Source organism: Streptomyces sp. SAJ15 (assembly GCF_007595705.1).
Lineage (GTDB): Bacteria > Actinomycetota > Actinomycetes > Streptomycetales > Streptomycetaceae > Streptomyces.
Map to the genome: position 1 here is coordinate 306,366 of NZ_NISY01000007.1, position 18,442 is coordinate 324,807.

At 73.2% G+C, this 18,442-nt stretch carries 20 protein-coding genes; 10 read left to right on the plus strand and 10 right to left on the minus strand.

Annotated features, from left to right (window positions below; translation table 11 throughout):
• Nucleotides 1–16 precede the first annotated feature (16 nt).
• From thiS to CD790_RS20485, 4 genes are all read left to right on the plus strand, one after another.
• A complete protein-coding gene (gene thiS / locus CD790_RS20470; protein WP_144384826.1) occupies nucleotides 17–217 on the plus strand; it encodes a sulfur carrier protein ThiS in 201 nt (66 codons plus the stop codon).
• Nucleotides 218–219: 2 nt separating this feature from the next.
• The gene (locus tag CD790_RS20475) at nucleotides 220–1,020 is read left to right on the plus strand and encodes a thiazole synthase (RefSeq protein ID WP_144384729.1); all 801 of its coding nucleotides are present in this window, start codon (nucleotides 220–222) and stop codon (nucleotides 1,018–1,020) included.
• A gap of 261 nt (nucleotides 1,021–1,281) precedes the next feature.
• Nucleotides 1,282–3,252: a Stk1 family PASTA domain-containing Ser/Thr kinase gene (gene pknB / locus CD790_RS20480; RefSeq protein WP_144384730.1), complete on the plus strand. Its 1,971-nt coding sequence runs from the start codon at nucleotides 1,282–1,284 to the stop codon at nucleotides 3,250–3,252.
• A gap of 331 nt (nucleotides 3,253–3,583) precedes the next feature.
• Nucleotides 3,584–4,465: a deoxyribonuclease IV gene (locus CD790_RS20485; protein ID WP_144384731.1), complete on the plus strand. Its 882-nt coding sequence runs from the start codon at nucleotides 3,584–3,586 to the stop codon at nucleotides 4,463–4,465.
• Here CD790_RS20485 and CD790_RS20490 read toward each other — a convergent pair.
• Complete coding sequence (locus CD790_RS20490) at nucleotides 4,462–5,085, minus strand: sulfite oxidase-like oxidoreductase (RefSeq protein ID WP_144384732.1); 624 nt, start codon at nucleotides 5,083–5,085, stop codon at nucleotides 4,462–4,464. The two genes, CD790_RS20485 and CD790_RS20490, sit on opposite strands and share 4 nt — an antisense overlap.
• Before the next feature lie 155 nt (nucleotides 5,086–5,240).
• Between CD790_RS20490 and bfr the strand changes: the two genes are divergently transcribed.
• Nucleotides 5,241–5,720 carry a bacterioferritin gene (bfr, locus tag CD790_RS20495; RefSeq protein ID WP_144384733.1) on the plus strand — a complete coding sequence of 160 codons (480 nt, stop codon included), beginning with the start codon at nucleotides 5,241–5,243 and terminating at the stop codon, nucleotides 5,718–5,720.
• 27 nt (nucleotides 5,721–5,747) lie between these two features.
• Here bfr and CD790_RS20500 read toward each other — a convergent pair whose 3' ends face one another.
• The gene (locus tag CD790_RS20500) at nucleotides 5,748–5,978 is read right to left on the minus strand and encodes a bacterioferritin-associated ferredoxin (RefSeq protein ID WP_186319141.1); all 231 of its coding nucleotides are present in this window, start codon (nucleotides 5,976–5,978) and stop codon (nucleotides 5,748–5,750) included.
• A 182-nt stretch (nucleotides 5,979–6,160) separates the two neighbouring features.
• Complete coding sequence (locus CD790_RS20505) at nucleotides 6,161–7,510, minus strand: class II 3-deoxy-7-phosphoheptulonate synthase (protein ID WP_144384735.1); 1,350 nt, start codon at nucleotides 7,508–7,510, stop codon at nucleotides 6,161–6,163.
• A gap of 140 nt (nucleotides 7,511–7,650) precedes the next feature.
• On the opposite strand from CD790_RS20505, the gene CD790_RS35980 reads away from it, so the two are divergent.
• The 3 genes from CD790_RS35980 to CD790_RS20515 all read left to right on the plus strand — a co-directional run bounded on the left by CD790_RS35980 (nucleotide 7,651) and on the right by CD790_RS20515 (nucleotide 10,061).
• Nucleotides 7,651–7,818 (plus strand): hypothetical protein, encoded by a 168-nt coding sequence (locus CD790_RS35980; protein ID WP_260867727.1) that lies wholly within the window; start codon nucleotides 7,651–7,653, stop codon nucleotides 7,816–7,818.
• Nucleotides 7,819–7,855: 37 nt separating this feature from the next.
• Nucleotides 7,856–7,918, plus strand: a complete 63-nt coding sequence (locus tag CD790_RS36915; protein ID WP_399217941.1) for a trp operon leader peptide — start codon at nucleotides 7,856–7,858, stop codon at nucleotides 7,916–7,918.
• A gap of 103 nt (nucleotides 7,919–8,021) precedes the next feature.
• Nucleotides 8,022–10,061, plus strand: coding sequence for an anthranilate synthase family protein (locus CD790_RS20515; protein ID WP_144384737.1), 2,040 nt, complete (start codon nucleotides 8,022–8,024; stop codon nucleotides 10,059–10,061).
• Between the two features lie 258 nt (nucleotides 10,062–10,319).
• On the opposite strand, the gene CD790_RS20520 is transcribed toward CD790_RS20515, so the two are convergent.
• From CD790_RS20520 to CD790_RS20535, 4 genes are all read right to left on the minus strand, one after another.
• Complete coding sequence (locus tag CD790_RS20520; protein ID WP_144384738.1) at nucleotides 10,320–11,348, minus strand: 6-phosphofructokinase; 1,029 nt, start codon at nucleotides 11,346–11,348, stop codon at nucleotides 10,320–10,322.
• A 200-nt stretch (nucleotides 11,349–11,548) separates the two neighbouring features.
• Nucleotides 11,549–12,262, minus strand: coding sequence for a response regulator transcription factor (locus CD790_RS20525; RefSeq protein ID WP_144384827.1), 714 nt, complete (start codon nucleotides 12,260–12,262; stop codon nucleotides 11,549–11,551).
• Nucleotides 12,263–12,264: 2 nt separating this feature from the next.
• On the minus strand, nucleotides 12,265–13,566 hold the full coding sequence (gene macS / locus CD790_RS20530; protein WP_399217908.1) for a MacS family sensor histidine kinase: 1,302 nt from the start codon (nucleotides 13,564–13,566) through the stop codon (nucleotides 12,265–12,267).
• Between the two features lie 24 nt (nucleotides 13,567–13,590).
• Nucleotides 13,591–14,334, minus strand: coding sequence for a 1-acyl-sn-glycerol-3-phosphate acyltransferase (locus tag CD790_RS20535; RefSeq protein WP_144384739.1), 744 nt, complete (start codon nucleotides 14,332–14,334; stop codon nucleotides 13,591–13,593).
• Nucleotides 14,335–14,461: 127 nt separating this feature from the next.
• On the opposite strand from CD790_RS20535, the gene CD790_RS20540 reads away from it, so the two are divergent.
• Nucleotides 14,462–15,355 carry a carboxylesterase gene (locus tag CD790_RS20540; protein WP_144384740.1) on the plus strand — a complete coding sequence of 298 codons (894 nt, stop codon included), beginning with the start codon at nucleotides 14,462–14,464 and terminating at the stop codon, nucleotides 15,353–15,355.
• Nucleotides 15,342–15,899, plus strand: a complete 558-nt coding sequence (locus CD790_RS20545; protein WP_144384741.1) for a hypothetical protein — start codon at nucleotides 15,342–15,344, stop codon at nucleotides 15,897–15,899. Before CD790_RS20540 ends, CD790_RS20545 begins: the two co-directional genes overlap by 14 nt.
• Nucleotides 15,900–16,085: 186 nt before the next feature.
• On the opposite strand, the gene CD790_RS20550 is transcribed toward CD790_RS20545, so the two are convergent.
• The 3 genes from CD790_RS20550 to CD790_RS20560 all read right to left on the minus strand — a co-directional run bounded on the left by CD790_RS20550 (nucleotide 16,086) and on the right by CD790_RS20560 (nucleotide 18,438).
• The gene (locus CD790_RS20550) at nucleotides 16,086–16,901 is read right to left on the minus strand and encodes an endonuclease/exonuclease/phosphatase family protein (RefSeq protein WP_144384742.1); all 816 of its coding nucleotides are present in this window, start codon (nucleotides 16,899–16,901) and stop codon (nucleotides 16,086–16,088) included.
• A 101-nt stretch (nucleotides 16,902–17,002) separates the two neighbouring features.
• Nucleotides 17,003–17,944, minus strand: coding sequence for an ROK family glucokinase (locus CD790_RS20555; RefSeq protein WP_144384743.1), 942 nt, complete (start codon nucleotides 17,942–17,944; stop codon nucleotides 17,003–17,005).
• A gap of 56 nt (nucleotides 17,945–18,000) precedes the next feature.
• Nucleotides 18,001–18,438, minus strand: a complete 438-nt coding sequence (locus tag CD790_RS20560; protein WP_399217944.1) for a DUF5304 family protein — start codon at nucleotides 18,436–18,438, stop codon at nucleotides 18,001–18,003.
• Nucleotides 18,439–18,442: the final 4 nt, after the last annotated feature.

Below are 18,442 nucleotides of genomic sequence, written 5' to 3' on the forward strand. Positions count from 1 at the left end.
CGCGAACGGCGACGCCATGTCCGTGTCCGTCAACGGCGAGCCGCGCGAACTTCCCGCCGGCCTCACCCTCGACCGGCTCGTCGCGACCCTCACCACCGCCGTCAGCGGCGTCGCCGCCGCCGTCAACGAGTCCGTGGTGCCCCGCAGCCAGTGGCCGCGGACGACGCTCGGCCACGGCGACCGCGTCGAGGTCCTCACCGCCGTCCAGGGAGGCTGACCATGGCCGACGACCCGCTACTCATCGCGGGCACCGCCTTCGCCTCCCGGCTGATCATGGGCACCGGCGGGGCGCCCAGCCTGGAGGTGTTGGAGCGCGCGCTGCTCGCCTCCGGGACCGAGCTCACCACCGTGGCGATGCGCCGCCTGGACCCGACCGTGCAGGGCTCGGTGCTGTCCGTGCTGACCAAGCACGGCATCCGGGTGCTGCCGAACACCGCGGGCTGCTTCACCGCGGGCGAGGCGGTGCTCACCGCCCGGCTGGCCCGGGAGGCGCTCGGCACCGACTGGATCAAGCTGGAGGTGGTGGCCGACGAGCGCACCCTGCTCCCGGACCCGGTCGAGCTGCTGGACGCCGCCGAGGTCCTCGTCGACGACGGCTTCACCGTGCTGCCGTACACCAACGACGACCCGGTCCTGGCCCGCAAGCTGGAGGACGTCGGCTGCGCCGCGATCATGCCGCTCGGCTCCCCCATCGGCTCCGGGCTCGGCATCCGCAACCCGCACAACTTCCAGCTGATCACCGAGCGCGCCGGCGTCCCGGTGATCCTGGACGCGGGCGCGGGCACCGCCTCGGACGCGGCGCTGGCCATGGAACTGGGCTGTGCCGCGGTGATGCTCGCCTCGGCGGTCACCCGTGCCCAGGACCCGGAGCTGATGGCCGGCGCCATGCGGCACGCCGTGGAGGCGGGCCGACTGGCCCACCGCGCGGGCCGCATCCCACGCCGCCACTTCGCGCGGGCCTCCTCGCCCACCGAGGGTGTCGCCGACTTCGACCCGGAACGGCCGGCCTTCACGTCCTGACGAACGCGGCCCCGCGCGGCAGGCGACACGAACGCGGCTCCGCGCGGCACGCGACACGGGCACGACCCGCGCGGGACACGACCGCGCGGGACACGACCCGCGCGGGCGGCTCGCACCGTCCGCGCATACGGCATGAATCGGGCCGGGTCGACACAGGCCGCCCCGGCGACTCGGCCGCGCCTGTCACCGTTCGGCTTCAGTCTCCGGGGTGGCGCCGCAGGTGACACGGCGTGTCGGGTAGGGCTCGTACACTCCTCTCTCGTGGATACGACCCTGCAGGACCCCCTCGTCGGGCAGGTGCTCGACGGCCGGTACCGCGTCGAGGCGCGGATCGCCGTGGGCGGCATGGCCACGGTCTACCGGGCCGTGGACACCCGACTCGACCGGGTGCTCGCCCTCAAGGTGATGCACCCGACGCTCGCCGCCGACGCCGCCTTCGTCGACCGCTTCATCCGCGAGGCGAAGTCCGTGGCGCGACTCGCCCACCCCAACGTCGTGGGCGTCTTCGACCAGGGCACCGACGGGACGTACGTCTACCTCGCGATGGAGTACGTGCCCGGGTGCACCCTGCGCGACGTGCTGCGCGAGCGCGGCGCGCTGCAGCCCCGCGCGGCGCTGGACATCCTGGAGCCGATGCTGGCCGCCCTGGGCGCCGCGCACCTGGCCGGGTTCGTCCACCGCGACATGAAGCCCGAGAACGTCCTGATCGGCGACGACGGCAGGGTCAAGGTCGCCGACTTCGGGCTCGCGCGGGCCGTGGACACCGCCACCAGCTCCTCCACCGGGACGGTCCTGGGCACCGTCTCCTACCTGGCGCCCGAGCAGATCGAGCACGGCACCGCGGACACCCGCGCGGATGTCTACGCCTGCGGCGTGGTCGTCTACGAGATGCTGACCGGCAGCAAGCCGCACACCGGCGACACCCCGGCGCAGGTCCTCTACCAGCACCTGAACGGGGACATCGTCCCGCCGTCCGAGCTGGTGCCGGGGCTCGCCCCCGAGCTGGACGCCCTGGTGGCGAGCGCCACCGCCCGCGACCCCGAGCAGCGCCCCGCCGACGCCGTCGCGCTGCTGGCGCAGGCGCGGGCCGCCCGCGCGGGCCTCGGCGACGCACAGCTGGACCTGGTCCCGCCGGCGAGCCGCGCCCAGGAGCACGACAACGCCGAGGACCGCACGAGCGTCATAGCCCGGCCCATATCGGGCGGCGGCGCGCCGCTCCCGGCCGGCACCGGCGGCGCCGACGCCCCGCTGGGCGCCACCACCCGGCTGGAGCTCCCGCCACGGCCCGCGGCCGGGGACGGCGGGCCGCGCCCACCCCGCACCTCCCGGCTGGGCGCCCTGTCGCCGCGCCGCCGGATGCTGACGCTGGTCGCCGCCGTACTCCTCGCGCTGGGCATCGGCGCGGGCGTCTGGTACGTCAGCTACGGGCAGTTCACCGAGGTGCCGTCGGTGCTCAGCCTGACCCGGGCCCAGGCGGAGCGGAAGCTGCACGACAAGGGCTTGGACGTGGTGGTGAAGGAGGAGTTCAGCGACGCCGTGCCCAAGGGCGAGGTCATCGCCAGCAAGCCCGGCGTCGGCGACCGGATCCGCAACACGGGGACCGTGACCATCACCGTCTCCAAGGGCCGGCCGCGGACCGAGATGCCCAACGTGGTGGGCATCCCGCTCGCCGAGGCCAAGAAGAAGATCACCGAGGCCGGGCTGACCGTGGGCAAGGTGACCCGCAGCTACAGCGGCGAGACCCCGCAGGGCACCGTGATGGCCACCGACCCCCGCTCCGGCACCCAGCGCCGCCCGGACACCGCCGTCGCGATCACCGTCAGCAAGGGCGCGCCGATCGACGTCCCGGACGTCGTGGGCGAGGACGTCGCGGCCGCCGAGGTGGACCTGCGCGGGGCGGGCTTCAAGGTCGAGATCGCCGAGGACAAGGTGTTCTCGCAGGAGGACGCGGGCACCGTGGCCCGCCAGACGCCCTCCGGGGACGACGAGGCGGCCAAGGGCGACACCGTCACGCTGACCGTCTCCAAGGGGCCGCGGATGGTCGAGGTGCCGGACGTCGAGGGCGAGAACGTCGACGACGCCAAGGAGCGCCTGGAGGGCCTCGGCTTCACGGTCAGCGTGGACGAGCCGCTGCTGTTCGCCGGTGACGAGGTGACCGACCAGTCGGTGGACGGGGGCGAGAAGGCGCCCGAGGGCAGCACGATCACCCTCTCGGTGGACGGCCTCCTCTAGCCGCACGGCCCGCCCCGGACCGTGCCACGGATCCGGAGCGCCCACACCGCACGAGTCGCGAGGCGTCGACGCTCCCGCCCCGGCCAACCCGTCAGCCCGGCCAACCCGTCAGCCCGGCCGACCCGCCGGTCGGCCGAGCGGCTCCGCCGGGCAGGGGCGCCCGCCTCGGCGTCCCACCGCGCGGGCACGGGTTCCGGGCGCGGAGCATGCGCTGCCCCGCGCGGACACGCCTTCCGCGCATGCGCCGCCCCGCGCGGGCGGAGCGGGGCGCGGTGGCCGGCAGCCGGTGGCCGGTGTCCGGCGGTCGGGCGGCGCCTGGCACCCTGGGGAGGTGAGTACGTCGCCTTCCCGCACCCGCAATCCGATCGGCAGCCACGTCCCGGTGGCCGGCGGCCTCGCCCGGACCGGGCTGCCGTTCGCGCGTGACATCGGCGCGGAGACCGTGCAGGTCTTCGTCGCCAACCCGCGCGGGTGGGCCACCCCCGTCGGCAGCCCGGCCCAGGACGAGGCGTTCCGCGCCGCCTGCGCCGAGGAGTCGTTGCCGGCGTACGTCCACGCCCCGTACCTGATCAACTTCGGCTCGCACACCCCGGCGACGGTGGAGAGGTCCTGCGCGTCACTGCGGCACTCGCTGCTCCGCGGCCGGGCGATCGGCGCGCTGGGAGTGGTCGTCCATACCGGCTCGGCGACCGGTGGGCGGACCCGCGAGGTGGCGTTGGCGCAGGTCAGGGAGTGTGTGCTGCCGCTGCTGGATGAGCTGGACCGGGACGACGACCCCTGGCTGCTGCTGGAGCCCACGGCCGGGCAGGGCGCGTCGCTGTGCTCACTGCTGGAGGACCTCGGGCCGTACTTCGAGGCGCTGGACCGCCATCCCCGACTGGGCGTCTGCCTGGACACCTGTCATGTCTTCGCGGCCGGGCACGACCTGGCCGCCCCGGGCGGGGTGAAGCAGAGCCTGGACGAGCTGGTGTCGGTGGTCGGCGAGGGGCGGCTGAAGCTGATCCACGCCAACGACTCCAAGGACGTGGTGGGAGCCCACCGGGACCGGCACGCCAACATCGGCGTCGGTCACATCGGCGCCGAGGCGTTCGCCGAGCTGTTCCGGCACCCGGCCACGGAGGGCGTGCCGCTGGTGACGGAGACGCCCGGTGCCAAGGAGGGCGCGACCCGGGACGTGGCCCTGCTCAAGGAGTTGCGCGAGCGCTGGAGCTAGAGCTCCGGTCCGTCGCCCGGTTCCTCCTGGTACGAGTAGCGCTGCTCGCGCCAGGGGTCGCCGATGTTGTGGTAGCCGCGCTCCTCCCAGAAGCCGCGGCGGTCGGCGGTCATGTACTCCACGCCGCGGACCCACTTGGGGCCCTTCCAGGCGTACAGGTGCGGCACGATGAGGCGGACCGGGAAGCCGTGCTCGGCGGTGAGCGGCTCGCCGTCCTTGTGGGTGGCGAAGATCGCCCGCTCGGAGGCGAAGTCCGCCAACCGGAGGTTCGAGCTGAAGCCGTACTCGGCCCACACCATCACATGGGTGGCCTGCGGCGCGGGCGGGGCGAGTTCGAGGATCGTACGGGCGGCGACACCGCCCCACTCCGCGCCCAGCATGCTGAACTTGGTGACGCAGTGCAGATCGGCGACGACGGTCGTGTACGGCAGCGCCGAGAACTCGTCGTGCGTCCAGGCCCGCTTGTCGCCGTCGGCGGTCGCGCCGAAGACCCGGAACTCCCAGCGGTCCGGCTTGAACTTCGGGACCGGCCCGTAGTGCGTCACCGGCCAACCGCGCTGTAGCCGCTGCCCCGGAGGCAACTGCGCGAGCTCCCCTTCGCGGCTGTCCGACTGACCCATGGCTCCATGGTGTCAGACCTTCGGGGGTGGTCGTGACCAGCATCGGACGATACGGACAAGCAGCACTAAGCGTGAACTTACTAGACGATTTCGATCAGGCGGTGCGAGGATGCGCGCAAGCCGCCGATCTCCGCGTGGATGGAAGGAGCCCCTCGATGCAGGGCGACCCCGAGGTCATCGAGTACCTCAACGAGCAGCTCACCGCCGAGCTGACCGCGATCAACCAGTACTTCCTGCACTCGAAGATGCAGGAGAACATGGGCTGGACCAAGCTCGCGAAGTACACCCGGCACGAGTCCTTCGACGAGATGAAGCACGCCGAGGTGCTGACCGACCGGATCCTCTTCCTGGACGGCCTGCCCAACTACCAGCGGCTCTTCCACGTCCGCATCGGGCAGACCATCACCGAGATGTTCCAGGCGGACCGGGAGGTGGAGGTCGAGGCGATCGACCGGCTGCGGCGCGGGATCGAGATCATGCGGGCCAAGGGCGACATCACCTCGGCCAACATCTTCGAGTCCATCCTGGCGGACGAGGAGCACCACATCGACTACCTCGACACCCAGCTGGACCTGATCGAGAAGCTGGGCGAACCGCTCTACATCGCGCAGGTCATCGAGCAGCCGGAGGGCTGAGGCGGGACGCGGATCGAGGCCCGAGCGTCATGCGGCGCCGGAGGCCAGCGCGGCCACCGGGGACGACGTGCCCTGGTTCACCAGCTCGCGGCGGGGGCAGGAGCCACGCCCGAGCAGCTCCTGGATGCGCCGGACACACGAGCCGCAGTCCGTGCCCGCCTTGCAGGCGCCGGCTATCTGGCGAGGGGTGCAGGCGCCGGATGCCGCATGCTCGCGCACCTGCTTCTCGGTGATGCCGAAGCATGAGCAGACGTACACGCGGTTCTCCAGAGCGAGGAACGACCAGCCGACCGGCTGATCAGTGAGGTAATGCTTACCTTACCCGCCCCTGGAGCAACCCGACAGAGCAGTGGGGCGCGGATCGCTGTGATCCGCGCCCCACCTGGAGTCCTCAGCTCAGCGGCATCCCGGACCCCACGGGTCCGGGACCGACCGGCTCGTCACTGGTCCCGGTACATCTCCGCGACCAGGAACGCCAGGTCCAGCGACTGGCTGCGGTTGAGCCGCGGGTCGCAGGCCGTCTCGTAACGCTGGTGCAGGTCGTCGACGAAGATCTCGTCGCCGCCGCCCACGCACTCGGTGACGTCGTCGCCGGTCAGCTCCACATGGATGCCGCCCGGGTGGGTGCCGAGGCCCTTGTGGACCTCGAAGAAGCCCTTGACCTCGTCCAGCACGTCGTCGAAGCGCCGGGTCTTGTGCCCGGAGGCCGCCTCGAAGGTGTTGCCGTGCATCGGGTCGCACACCCAGACCACCTGGGCACCGGACGCGGTGACCTTCTCCACCAGGTTGGGCAGCTTCTCGCGGATCTTGTCCGCGCCCATCCGGGTGATGAAGGTGAGCCGGCCCGGCTCGCGGTCCGGGTCCAGCCGCTCGATCAGCGTGAGCGCGTCCTCCGGCGTGCTGGTCGGACCGAGCTTCACGCCGATCGGGTTGCGGATCCGGGAGGCGAACTCGAGGTGCGCCCCGTCGAGCTGCCGGGTGCGCTCACCGATCCACACCATGTGGCCGGAGACGTCGTACAGCTGCCCGGTGCGTGAGTCGGTGCGGGTCAGCGCCGACTCGTAGTCGAGGATCAGCGCCTCGTGCGAGGAGTAGAACTCGACGGTCTTGAACTCCTCCGGGTCCACCCCGCAGGCGTTCATGAAGTTCAGCGCCCGGTCGATCTCGCGCGCCAGCGCCTCGTAGCGCTGGCCGGACGGGGAGGACTTCACGAAGTCCTGGTTCCAGGCGTGCACCTGGCGCAGGTCCGCGTAGCCACCCGTGGTGAAGGCGCGCACGAGGTTCAGCGTCGAGGCGGAGGCGTGGTACATCCGCTTCAGCCGCTGCGGGTCCGGGATCCGGGCCTCGGCGGTGAACTCGAAGCCGTTGACGGAGTCGCCGCGGTACGTGGGCAGCGTCACCCCGTCCCGGGTCTCGGTCGGCTTCGAGCGCGGCTTGCTGTACTGGCCGGCGATCCGGCCGACCTTGACCACCGGGACGGAGCCGGCGTACGTCAGGACCGCGCCCATCTGGAGCAGGGTCTTGAGCTTGTTGCGGATCTGGTCGGCACCGACGGCGTCGAACGCCTCGGCGCAGTCGCCACCCTGGAGCAGGAACGCCTCGCCACGGGCGACGGCCCCCAGCCGGGCGCGCAGCTGGTCGCACTCGCCGGCGAAGACGAGCGGCGGATAGGACTCGAGCTCGGCGATGACATCGCGCAGAGCCTCTTGGTCCGGCCAGTCGGGCTGCTGCGCCGCGGGAAGGGAGCGCCAGGTGTTGCCCCCGGCGTGGGTTTCAGCGTTCACGGTCACCTTTCCACCCTACGGGGTCGCGTCCGGCATTCGGCCCACTGCCCACAGGATGAGACAACTCGCCTCGATGGGCGGGCACCCTCGACACCGGCGGCGCTCTTCGGCACACCTGCGGCGGGTTACGGCCACCGGGTACGGAAGTGTCCGCCTTCGGGGCGGGCTGGCGGATGGCCGAGTTCCACGACGGGCACTACGGCCCGAACCTCGAGTACACCGGCGGCTGGTCCTTCTGGGCCTACGGCGACCTGCCCGAGAACACCCGCTTCTGGACGGCGATCGACGACCAACCGGCCAATCCGTGGAACTGACCGGGCTCCCGGCCCGGCGTCGGGTAGGGTGCCGGACATGTTCGCGCCATCGACCCCGACCATGAACTGGTGGTGGACCGCTCATCCGGCGGCCCACTGATCGCGCGTACTCCAGATCACCACGCGAAGGCCGCCCGAGGGGCGGCCTTCGGCGTATCCGCGGCCTCCCCTCCGGCTCCCCAGACCGGAAGGAACCACCCGACATGCACCGCGATACCCCCGCTGTCCTGCGGCGGCTGCTTTCCGCCGTCCCGGCCGTCACCGCCGACGACGACCGGCCGCGGCCGGCACCGCCCGCGGACGGCACCTCCTTCGCCCTGCTGCACCGCCGCACCCCCGGTCGCTCCGGCGACACCGTGGAGGTGCTGATCGGCCCGGTCACCGAGGCGGAGCGGCTGACCGACATCCCGCTGCCGACCGGCAGGCCCGCGGGGGGCGCGGCGGTCCATGACGCGCTCGCCCTGGTCCCGTTCCGACAGATCCGCGAGCGCGGCTTCGACGTCCGTGACGACGGCACCCCGCTGGCGGTGCTGCACCCGCGGGAGAGCCACGAGCTGCCGCTGGAGGAGGTGCTGGCGGCGCTGCCCGCGCACGAGGTGCGCGTCGAGGGCGGGGCCTTCGACGTGAGCGACGAGGAGTACGCCGCGATCGTCGAACGCGTCATCGCGGACGAGATCGGCACCGGCGAGGGCGCCAACTTCGTCATCCGCCGGACCTTCGAGGGCCGGATCGAGGGGTACTCCGCGCGCGACGCGCTGGCCCTGTTCCGGCGGCTGCTGGCGGGCGAGCGCGGCGCGTACTGGACATACGCGGTGTGCCTGGCGGACGGCCGCACGCTGGTCGGGGCCAGCCCCGAGGTGCATGTGCGGATGTCCGGGGGCACGGTCGTGATGAACCCGATCAGCGGGACCTACCGCTATCCGCGCGAGGGCGCGAGCACGGCCGGGCTGCTGGAGTTCCTCGGCGACCGCAAGGAGGTGGAGGAGCTGTCCATGGTCGTGGACGAGGAGCTGAAGATGATGTGCACCGTCGGCGACATGGGTGGGGTGGTCGTCGGGCCCCGGCTGCGGGAGATGGCGCACCTGGCGCACACCGAGTACGAGCTGCGCGGCCGCTCCTCGCTGGACGTGCGGGACGTGCTGCGGGAGACCATGTTCGCGGCCACGGTCACCGGCTCCCCGGTGCAGAACGCCTGCCGGGTGATCGAGCGGCACGAGCCGGGCGGGCGGGGCTACTACGCGGGTGCCCTGGCGCTCATCGGGCGGGACGCGGGCGGGGCGCAGACCCTGGACTCGCCGATCCTCATCCGCACCGCCGACATCGACGCCACCGGCTTCCTCCGGGTGCCGGTCGGCGCCACACTGGTCCGCCACTCCGACCCGCGCGGGGAGGTCGCCGAGACCCACGCCAAGGCTGCGGGGGTGCTCACCGCCCTCGGGGTGCGGTCGGCGCCCGTCCGCCCCGGGTCGGAGGGGGCGCCGGTGCCCCGGCTCGCGGACGACCCGCGGGTGCGCGCCGCGCTGGACGCCCGACGCGCGGACCTGGCGCCGTTCTGGCTGCGCATGCAGACCCCGGCCGAGGTCGGCGGGCCCGCCGGGCCGGCGGGGCACGCGCTGGTGATCGACGGCGAGGACACCTTCACCGCGATGCTCGCCCATCTGCTGCGCACCTCCGGCCTGGAGGTGACCGTGCGGCGCTACGACGAACCGGGGCTGCGGGAGGCCGCGCTGGCGCACCGGGGGCCGGTGGTGCTGGGGCCGGGGCCGGGCGACCCGATGGACCGGACGGACCCGAAGATGGCGTCGCTGCGGGGGCTGGCCGGGGAGCTGTTGCGCGATCACCGGCACGGTCCCAGCCGTCACCCGGCCGCCACCCCTCATCGAGGCCCTTCGGACCACGCCTTCGTATTCGGGGTGTGCCTGGGCCATGAGCTGATCGCGGCCGAGCTGGGGCTGGAGATCGTGCGGAAGGACGTGCCGTTCCAGGGCGCCCAGGAGCGGATCGACTTCTTCGGGCGGCCGGAGACCGTCGGCTTCTACAACACCTTCACCGCGCGGTGCGACGACGCGGTCGCCGCGGAGCTGGCCGCGCACCGGATCGAGCTGAGCCGGGACCCGGTGAGCGGGGATGTCCACGCGCTGCGCGGACCGGGGTTCGCGGGCGTGCAGTTCCACCCCGAGTCGGTGCTGACGCTGGACGGCGCCTCGATCACCGCGGAGCTGCTGGCGGCCGTGCGCGTGTGAACGGCGCCCCGCGCGGGGCCGCGGAACGGTAGACGCGCCCTGGCCCGCGCGGAACCGCGCCCGGCGCGGAACGGCGGACCGCGCGGAACGGCCGCGCGGAACCGGGGGCCCGCCCGGAACCGGGGGCCCGCCCGGAACCGCCGACCGCACGGAACCGCGCCCCGCGCGGGCGCCGTACGCGCGCCCCGCGCGGAGAGCGGTGCCGCCCGTGGCGCCCGGCCGGGTGGCGGTCGGGCGCCACGGCGGGTCGGCCGAGGGTCAGCCGAAGAAGACCCCGGCCTCCACGTACAGCGACGGGTCGACCGTCTTCAGGGAGGCGGTGGCGTCGGCGAGCGGGACGCGGACGACCTCGGTGCCACGCAGGGCGACCATCGTGCCGAAGTCCTCGTCGCGCACGGCGTCGATGGCGTGCAGCCCGAAGCGGGTGGCGAGCCAGCGGTCGAAGGCGCTGGGAGTGCCGCCGCGCTGGACGTGCCCGAGGACGGTGGTCCTGGCCTCCTTGCCGGTGCGCCTCTCGATCTCCTTGGCGAGCCACTCGCCGATGCCGGAGAGCCGCACATGGCCGAAGGAGTCGAGGGACTCGTCCTTGAGGACCGCGTCGCCGTCCTTGGGCATGGCGCCCTCGGCGACCACCACGATCGGGGCATAGCGGATCTTGAATCGGGACTCCACCCAGGCGCAGACCTGGTCGAGGTCGAAGCGCTGTTCGGGGATGAGGATGACGTTGGCGCCGCCGGCGAGCCCGGAGTGCAGCGCGATCCAGCCCGCGTGCCGGCCCATCACCTCCACCACCAGGACCCGCATATGCGACTCGGCGGTGGTGTGGAGGCGGTCGATGGCCTCGGTGGCGATGTTGACGGCGGTGTCGAAGCCGAAGGTGTAGTCCGTGGCGGACAGGTCGTTGTCGATGGTCTTGGGGACGCCCACGCACCGGACGCCGAACTCGCCGCTGAGCCGGGCCGCGACACCCAGGGTGTCCTCGCCGCCGATCGCGATCAGCGCGTCCACCTCGTGCTTGACGAGGTTCTCCTTGATCCGGCGGACGCCGTTCTCACAGGAGAAGGGGTTGGTGCGCGAGGACCCCAGGATGGTCCCGCCGCGCGGCAGGATGCCGCGCACCGCGCGGATGTCGAGTTCGACGGTGTCGCCCTCCAACGGCCCGCGCCAGCCGTCCCGGAAGCCGGTGAAGTCGTAGCCGTACTCCTGCACGCCCTTGCGGACGACGGCGCGGATGACCGCGTTGAGACCGGGGCAGTCGCCGCCGCCGGTCAGCACTCCGACCCGCATGGTTTCTTCCCTTCTCCGTGATGGACCCGGTACCGAGAGCCACGCTAACGGTGATCCAGGTCACAAAGAGGAAGGGAAGAGTGAATTCCGCACCGCTCCAGGGGCGTTGGCCCCGGCGGTTCACCCGGACGAGGGTCCACCACCGGGGTCGCGCCCCGCGGGTCAGTCCCGGGGGCGGCCCGCCGGGAGAACGGGAGCGGTCACGCGTCGTCGTCCAGGCCGCGCTCGATCGCGTACCGCACCAGCTCCACGCGGTTGTGCAGCTGCAGCTTGCCGAGGGTGTTCTGCACATGGTTCTGCACGGTGCGGTGCGAGATGACCAGGCGCTCCGCGATCTGCTTGTACGAGAGCCCCTTGGCCACCAGGCGCAGCACCTCCGTCTCGCGCTCGGTGAGCCGCGGGGCGGCCGGCTCGCCGGCTGCCGCCGGGGCGGGCTCGCCGGCCAGCCGCCGGTACTCGCCGAGCACCAGGCCCGCCAGGCCCGGGGTGAACACAGCGTCGCCGGCGGCGGTCCGCCGCACCGCGTCCAACAGCTCCTCGGTGCTGGCCGACTTGAGCAGATAGCCGGCGGCGCCGGACTTCACCGCCTCCAGCACGTCCGCGTGCTCGCCGCTGGCCGAGAGCACCAGCACCCGCAGCCCGGGCATGACGGCGACGAGCTCCTTGCAGACCTGCACTCCGGGCAGGCCGGGGAGGTTGAGGTCGAGCACCAGCACCTCGGGCTCGGCGGCCTTGGCGCGCCGCACCGCCTGCGGTCCGTCGCCGGCCGTGGCGACCACCTCGAACCCGGCCTCGGCCAGGTCCCGGGCGACCGCGTCGCGCCACATGGGGTGGTCGTCGACCACCATCACCCTGGTGCCGCCCAGCGGCTCGCGCTCCTCCCGCCGCTCGCTCGACTCGCTCAGCCCGCCCATGGTCATGCCTTCCCGCCCTTCACGTCCCGCGGAATCCTCGGGACTCTCAACTCCACCTCGGTGCCCTGCCCCGGGGCGGAGAACCACTCCGCGGTGCCGCCGAGGTCGCGCAGCCGGCCGCGGATGGACAGGGCCACTCCCATCCGGCCCTCCGCCTCGGCGGCCGCCAACCTGCCCTCGGGGAAGCCCGGGCCGTCGTCCCTGACCGACACCGTCACCGCGTCCGGCTCGTCCTCCACGAGGATCCAGGTCCTGGCCTCCTCGCCCGCGTGCACCCGCACATTGTCCAGGGCCGCGCCGACCGCGGCCGCGAGCTCCGCCGCCGAGGCGCGCGCGAGCAGCACCGGGGCGCCGGGCTCGGAGAAGGTGACCCGGGAGCCCGCGTGCGGCGCGAGCAGCGTCCGCAGATCGCACGGCGCGGCGTCGTCGGCGGCCGCCTCGGCGTCATACGCGGTGCGCGCCCCGGGCACCTCGTGGGCCTCATGTACATCCCCGGCATCGGGCGCAGCAACCGCCCCGTACCGCTGGTACGGCGCCGCCGTCTCGGCGTCCGCGGCGGGCGGGCGCGACAGCCCGCTGGAGACCAGCCCACGCAGGGCGATCTCCTGCTCGCCCGCCATGCGACCGAGCTCCGCCGCCTCGCCGCCGATCGCGGCGCCGCGGCGCTGCACCATGGCCAGCACCTGGAGCACGCTGTCGTGGATGTCGCGGGCCAGCCGCTCCCGTTCCCGGGTCGCCGCCTCGATGCTCAGCGCGCGGGCGAGGGTGCGCTCACTCGCGCGGGCCACCTCGACCACATAGCCGATGGCGACGCCGGCCACCCACAGCAGCACCACGGCGTGCACGGTGTCGTAGACGAACCCGCCGCGCTGGACGATGTTGGCGACGCCGACGATCGCGGAGGTCCACGCCGCCCACTTCCAACCGCCCTTGATCGCGAAGCCGAGCACGGACCCGGCCGTCCAGATCGACGGCAGGGTCGGCGCGCCGCCGGCGATCCGGTCGTGCGAGTCCACCAGGGGGGTCAGCAGGATGCCGAAGACGGCGATGGTGAGGTCGGCCGTGAGGAAGCGCAGGGTGCAGCGCTCGGCGCTGGAGACGCGGCGGAAGGTGCAGGCGGTCCACACGGCCACCGCGAGCAGATACGCCCCGGCGCCCAGCGGGTGGGAGTACTCGCCGAAGGCGACGGCGTAGAGCCCGACCGCGTACAGCAGGCTCAGCACCCGGTAGCCGGTCAGCGCCTGCCACAGCGGCTGCTCCACGGACATGCGCATGACGCGATCAGGCTTCGGCTCGCGGCCCATTTCCCCCACCCCCGCGGGGCGCGGCTACGCCCCGGACTGCTGCTTCTTCTTCTCCGCCACCGCTGCCGCGTGCTCGGCCTTGGCCTGCTCGGCGATCTGCCGCTTGGCCGCCGTGGCGTAGATGTCGACGTATTCCTGGCCCGACAGCTTCATGATCTCGTACATCACCTCGTCGGTGACCGAGCGCAGGATGAAGCGGTCGTTGTCCATGCCGTGGTAGCGGCTGAAGTCCAGCGGCTTGCCGATCCGGATCCCCGGCCGCATCAGCTTCGGCATCACCTTGCCGGGCGGCTGGATCTTCTCGGTGTCGATCATCGCGACCGGGATCACCGGGGCGCCGGTGGCCAGCGCCACCCGCGCCAGGCCGCCGGGCTTGCCGCGGTAGAGACGCCCGTCCGGGGAGCGGGTGCCCTCGGGGTAGATCCCGAACAGCTCGCCGCGCTCCAGCACCTCGATGCCGCTCTTGATCGCCGCCTCACCGGCGCCGCGCGCGCCGGAGCGGTCCACCGGGAGCTGCCCGACACCCTTGAAGAAGGCCGCGGTCAACTTGCCCTTGACTCCGGGCGTGGTGAAGTACTCGGCCTTCGCGATGAAGGTGACCTTGCGGTCGAGCATCGCGGGCAGGAAGAAGGAGTCAGAGAAGGACAGATGGTTGCTGGCCAGGATGGCCGGCCCCTCGGACGGAATGTTCTCCAGGCCCTCCACCCATGGGCGGAAGGAGAGCTTCAGCATCCCGCCGACGGACAGCTTCATTGCGCGGTAGAACAACCGAGGACCTCCTGATGGTGACGAGGAGACCTTAACCTGCCTACCCGCCGCGCGGCGCGCCGCGTACGCTGAGGCACAGCCTTGCCACCCACGCTGACTCACCGAACTCACCGAACGGAGATCCGCGGTGCCGCTGCTCCCCGGGGCCGAGCCGTTCCGCCACGACGGCGGAGACGTCGGCGTCCTCGTCTGTCACGGCTTCACCGGCTCCCCGCAGTCGGTACGGCCCTGGGCCGACCACCTCGCGGAGCGCGGCCTGACCGTCTCCCTGCCGCTGCTGCCCGGCCACGGCACCCGCTGGCAGGACCTGGCCGTCACCGGCTGGCAGGACTGGTACGCCGAGGTGGACCGCGAGCTGCGGGCGCTCACCGAGCGCTGCGCCAAGGTCTTCGTCTGCGGGCTGTCGATGGGCGGCGCGCTGGCGCTGCGGCTGGCCGCCCGCCACGGCGCCGCCATCAGCGGCCTGGCCCTGGTCAACCCGGCCAACAGGATGCACGACAAGGCGGCCGTGGCGCTGCCGGTGCTGCGCCATCTGATCCCCTCCACCAAGGGCATCGTCAGCGACATCGCCAAGCCCGGCGCGGTGGAGTCCGGCTATGACCGGGTGCCGCTGCACGCCGCCGCCTCGCTGCGCGCGTTCTTCCGGCTCGTCGACGCCGAACTGCCGCGGGTCACCCAGCCGCTGCTGGTGATGCACAGCCCGCAGGACCATGTGGTGCCGCCGGTCGACTCCGCGCGCATCCTGGGTCGGGTCTCCTCGCTCGACGTCGCCGAGCGGCTGCTGGAGCGCAGCTACCACGTGGCGACGCTGGACCACGACGCCGACTTCGTCTTCGAGGAGACCTACGCGTTCCTCCGCCGGATCGCGCCGGAGGTCGGCGCCCCGGTGCGGGCCACCCAGCGGGCATCCGCTCCGAAGAAGTCGGTCGGGGAAGCACCGGAGTCGGTGGCGGAGGTCCCGGAGCCGGTCGCGGAAGCCCCGGAGCCGGGCGAGGAGGCGACGGCACGTGGCGGAGCGTGACGGACGCGAGGCCGACGCCCGGGACGACGACGCCGCGTTCGCCGAGATCGTCGCGGCGTACGGGGAGGAGCCCGAGGACCCGCCGGGCGCGCAGCCGTGGCCGGAGGCGGAGAACCTCCCCGCCGAGGCGTCCGACGCGGAGCCGAACACGGCCGAGAAGTCCGACAAGTTCGTCAAGGGCGACCGCGCCTCCGACGCCCCCGCGGGCAGCTTCGTCGTGTTCGCGCCGGGGGTGGGCCCCCGCGACTGGGAGCCCGGCGAGCCCTCCGAGGACGACTTCGACGCGAGCGACGAGGGGCACTTCGTCCCGCCCGAGCCGCCGCCGCTGCCGCACGCCGACACCACGGCCCGTTTCGCCTGGCTGGCCGTCCTCGGCGGCCCGCTGCTGCTCCTGCTGGTCGTGCTGCTGGGCATCGAGATGACCTGGTGGCTGACGACCCTCGGGGTCGGCGGCTTCCTGGGCGGCTTCGCCACCCTCGTCATGCGGATGAAGGACGGCGACGAGGACGAGGACGACGACCCGGGTCGCGGCGCGGTGGTCTAGGGCGACTCGCCGGCGCGTCCGGAGGACGACGGCCCGGTGATCCAGGGCGACTCTTCCGCGCGTCCGAGGGACGACGGCCCAGTGGTCCAGGGCGACTCTCCGGAGCGTCCGAGGGACGACGGCCCGGTGCCGCCCGGCCGCGCCCCGCCTGGGCGCGGCTGTCCCCCTACCCCCGGCGCAGGCGCACTACCCCCGGCGCAGGCGCAGCGCGGCCAGCACCGGCAGGTGGTCGGAGGCCGCCCGCAGGTCCGCCTCGTGGACACCGCGCAGCCCCAGCGGCACCCCGCAGCCCAACACCTCCACGCCCGCGGTGGCGAAGACGGCGTCGATACGGCGGCGGGGTTCGACGGCGGAGTAGGTGAGTTCGCCACCCCACGGCCTGGCGGCCCGGCCGTCGGACAGCGCCGCCGCCAGTCGGCGGAAGGAGCGCCCCTCGGGCAGGTCGTTGAGGTCGCCGGCCACGACGCCGTGCGGAACGTCCAGCGCGGCGAGCCGGTCCAGCACCATCCCCGCCTGCGCGTAGCGCTCGGCGGCGGACAGGCTCAGATGGCAGCTGATCACGCCCAGTCGGGCCGCGGGCACCTCCGGACCGGCGTCGAAGCGCAGCTCGGCGATGGCCAGGCCGCGCCGGTGCAGGCCCGGTGTGCGGGGCAGCAGAACCTCCTCGGTGCGCACCACATGGGCGCGCAGCGAGGTGAGGATCATGGGCCCCGTGGTGGTGGCGCCGCCCGTCGCGTAGACCAGGCCGGTGGCGCGGGCGAGCCAGGCCGCGGCCTTCCGCCAGCGGAAGAAGCGGGGCGCCTCCTGGACGCAGAGGACGTCGGGGGCGCAAGCCCGGATCACCCGGGCGAGCGCCGCCCGGTCGTCCCGCAGCGAACGGATGTTGTAGCTGAGCACCCGGACGACGGCCGTGCCGTCCTCCGGTGCCGTGCCGTCCTCCGGCTCCCCACGGGATGCCGGCAGGTCGGGCGCGCCGGCGGGGTCTGACAGCTTCGCGGGCATCGTCGTGCCGTCCCTCTCGGTTCGGTTCCGGTTCCGCTCCCCCGCCGGCACCCTACGGGGCACCCCGCCGGCGTGTCCGCCCCGTTCGGGCGTCCGGGGTGTCAGCCCTGGCGGGCCAGGTCCGCCGCGCCGACCAGCCCCGCCTTGCCGCCGAGCTGGGCGGCGAGCACCTGGGCGTGCGGCCGCCACTGGGCGCCGACCAGCCAGCGCCGGAAGGACGTGCGGATCGGGTCCAGCACGAGGTCGCCCTCGTCGGAGACGCCGCCGCCGACGATGAACGCGGAGGGGTCGAAGAGCGAGGCGAGGTCGGCCAGCCCGGCGCCGGCCCAGCGGGCCAGCTCACGGAACGAGTCGATGGCGACCTTGTCCCCCTGGCGGGCGGCGTCGCTGATGTGCTTGCCCTCGATGCCCTCGGGGGTGCCGTCGCCGAGGGCGAGCAGGGCGGTGGCGTTCTCGGGGGTGGCGCTGGCGCGCTGCCGCGCGTAGCGGACCAGGGCCCGGCCGGAGGCGTACTGCTCCCAGCAGCCCTGGCTGCCGCAGCCGCACAGCAGGCCGTCGGGGACCACCCGGATGTGGCCGAACTCGGCGGCGACGCCGAAGCGCCCGCGGTGCAGCTTCCCGCCGATGATGATGCCGCCGCCCAGGCCGGTGCCGAGCGTGATGCAGACGACGTCGTCGTGGCCCTGGCCGGCGCCGAAGCGGTACTCGCCCCAGGCCGCGGCGTTGGCGTCGTTCTCCACCACCACGGGCAGCTCGACGCGCTTCTCGACCTTGTCCTTGAGCGCCTCGTGGCGCCATCTGATGTTGGGCGCGAAGAGCACGGTCGCCCGCTTGTCGTCCACGTAGCCGGCCGCGCCGATGCCCACCGCCTCGACGTCGTAACCGGCGCTGACGGTGCGCACCGCGTCCGCGATGGCGTCCACGACGCCTTCGGGAGTCGGCGGGGTCGGCACCCTGCTGGTGTCGAGGATCGCGCCTTCCTCGTCGACCACGCCAGCCGCGATCTTGGTGCCACCGATGTCGACGCCGATGGTGAGTCCCATGTGTCCCTCAGTTTTTAGGTCGAACCCCGCCGGGCACAACCGTACCGGAGCACGGGTCAGTCGAGGTCGATGTGTTCACTACTCGAACGCTGGCCTCCCTGGGTCCAGCGCTGTTCCTGTCCGGCGACCGCGGCGCGGTACGCGGCCAGGAGCTCGGAACCTGCCGCGGCGAGGTGGTCGAATACTTCAGGGTTGCGCTCAATGACCGGTTCGACCGCCGCCTTCGCCTGTGCGATCAACTGTTGTACGGCGCCCTGGACCGCGGGGCCCGCGATCGGCGCCTGAAACGCGGCCACCTTCTCGGCCACCGCCTCGGCGAGCCTGCGCAGTTCCTCCGCCGCGCTGGCCGGCTGCTCGTCCGCCGCCTTCTCGCGCGCCCGCCGGGCCCGCTCCGCGGCGAGGTCCTCCTCGCAGGCGTACCGCCAGGCGTCGGGGTCGAGGTCGTCCTCGAAGGCGATGTCCTCCTCGACGGCGGCGTCCTTCTTGAAGGCCACCCGC

Bases quoted from the DNA above. Each gene is read 5' to 3' on its own strand.
- CD790_RS20520 (WP_144384738.1), bottom strand. From the start codon at position 11,348: ATGCGGGTCGGAGTGCTGACCGGCGGCGGCGACTGCCCCGGTCTCAAC.
- CD790_RS20555 (WP_144384743.1), bottom strand. From the start codon at position 17,944: ATGGGACTCACCATCGGCGTCGACATCGGTGGCACCAAGATCGCGGCT.
- CD790_RS20475 (WP_144384729.1), top strand. From the start codon at position 220: ATGGCCGACGACCCGCTACTCATCGCGGGCACCGCCTTCGCCTCCCGG.
- thiS (WP_144384826.1), top strand. From the start codon at position 17: ATGTCCGTGTCCGTCAACGGCGAGCCGCGCGAACTTCCCGCCGGCCTC.
- bfr (WP_144384733.1), top strand. From the start codon at position 5,241: ATGCAGGGCGACCCCGAGGTCATCGAGTACCTCAACGAGCAGCTCACC.
- macS (WP_399217908.1), bottom strand. From the start codon at position 13,566: ATGGGCCGCGAGCCGAAGCCTGATCGCGTCATGCGCATGTCCGTGGAG.
- CD790_RS20525 (WP_144384827.1), bottom strand. From the start codon at position 12,262: ATGGGCGGGCTGAGCGAGTCGAGCGAGCGGCGGGAGGAGCGCGAGCCG.
- CD790_RS20550 (WP_144384742.1), bottom strand. From the start codon at position 16,901: ATGCCCGCGAAGCTGTCAGACCCCGCCGGCGCGCCCGACCTGCCGGCA.
- CD790_RS20515 (WP_144384737.1), top strand. From the start codon at position 8,022: ATGCACCGCGATACCCCCGCTGTCCTGCGGCGGCTGCTTTCCGCCGTC.
- CD790_RS20490 (WP_144384732.1), bottom strand. From the start codon at position 5,085: ATGGGTCAGTCGGACAGCCGCGAAGGGGAGCTCGCGCAGTTGCCTCCG.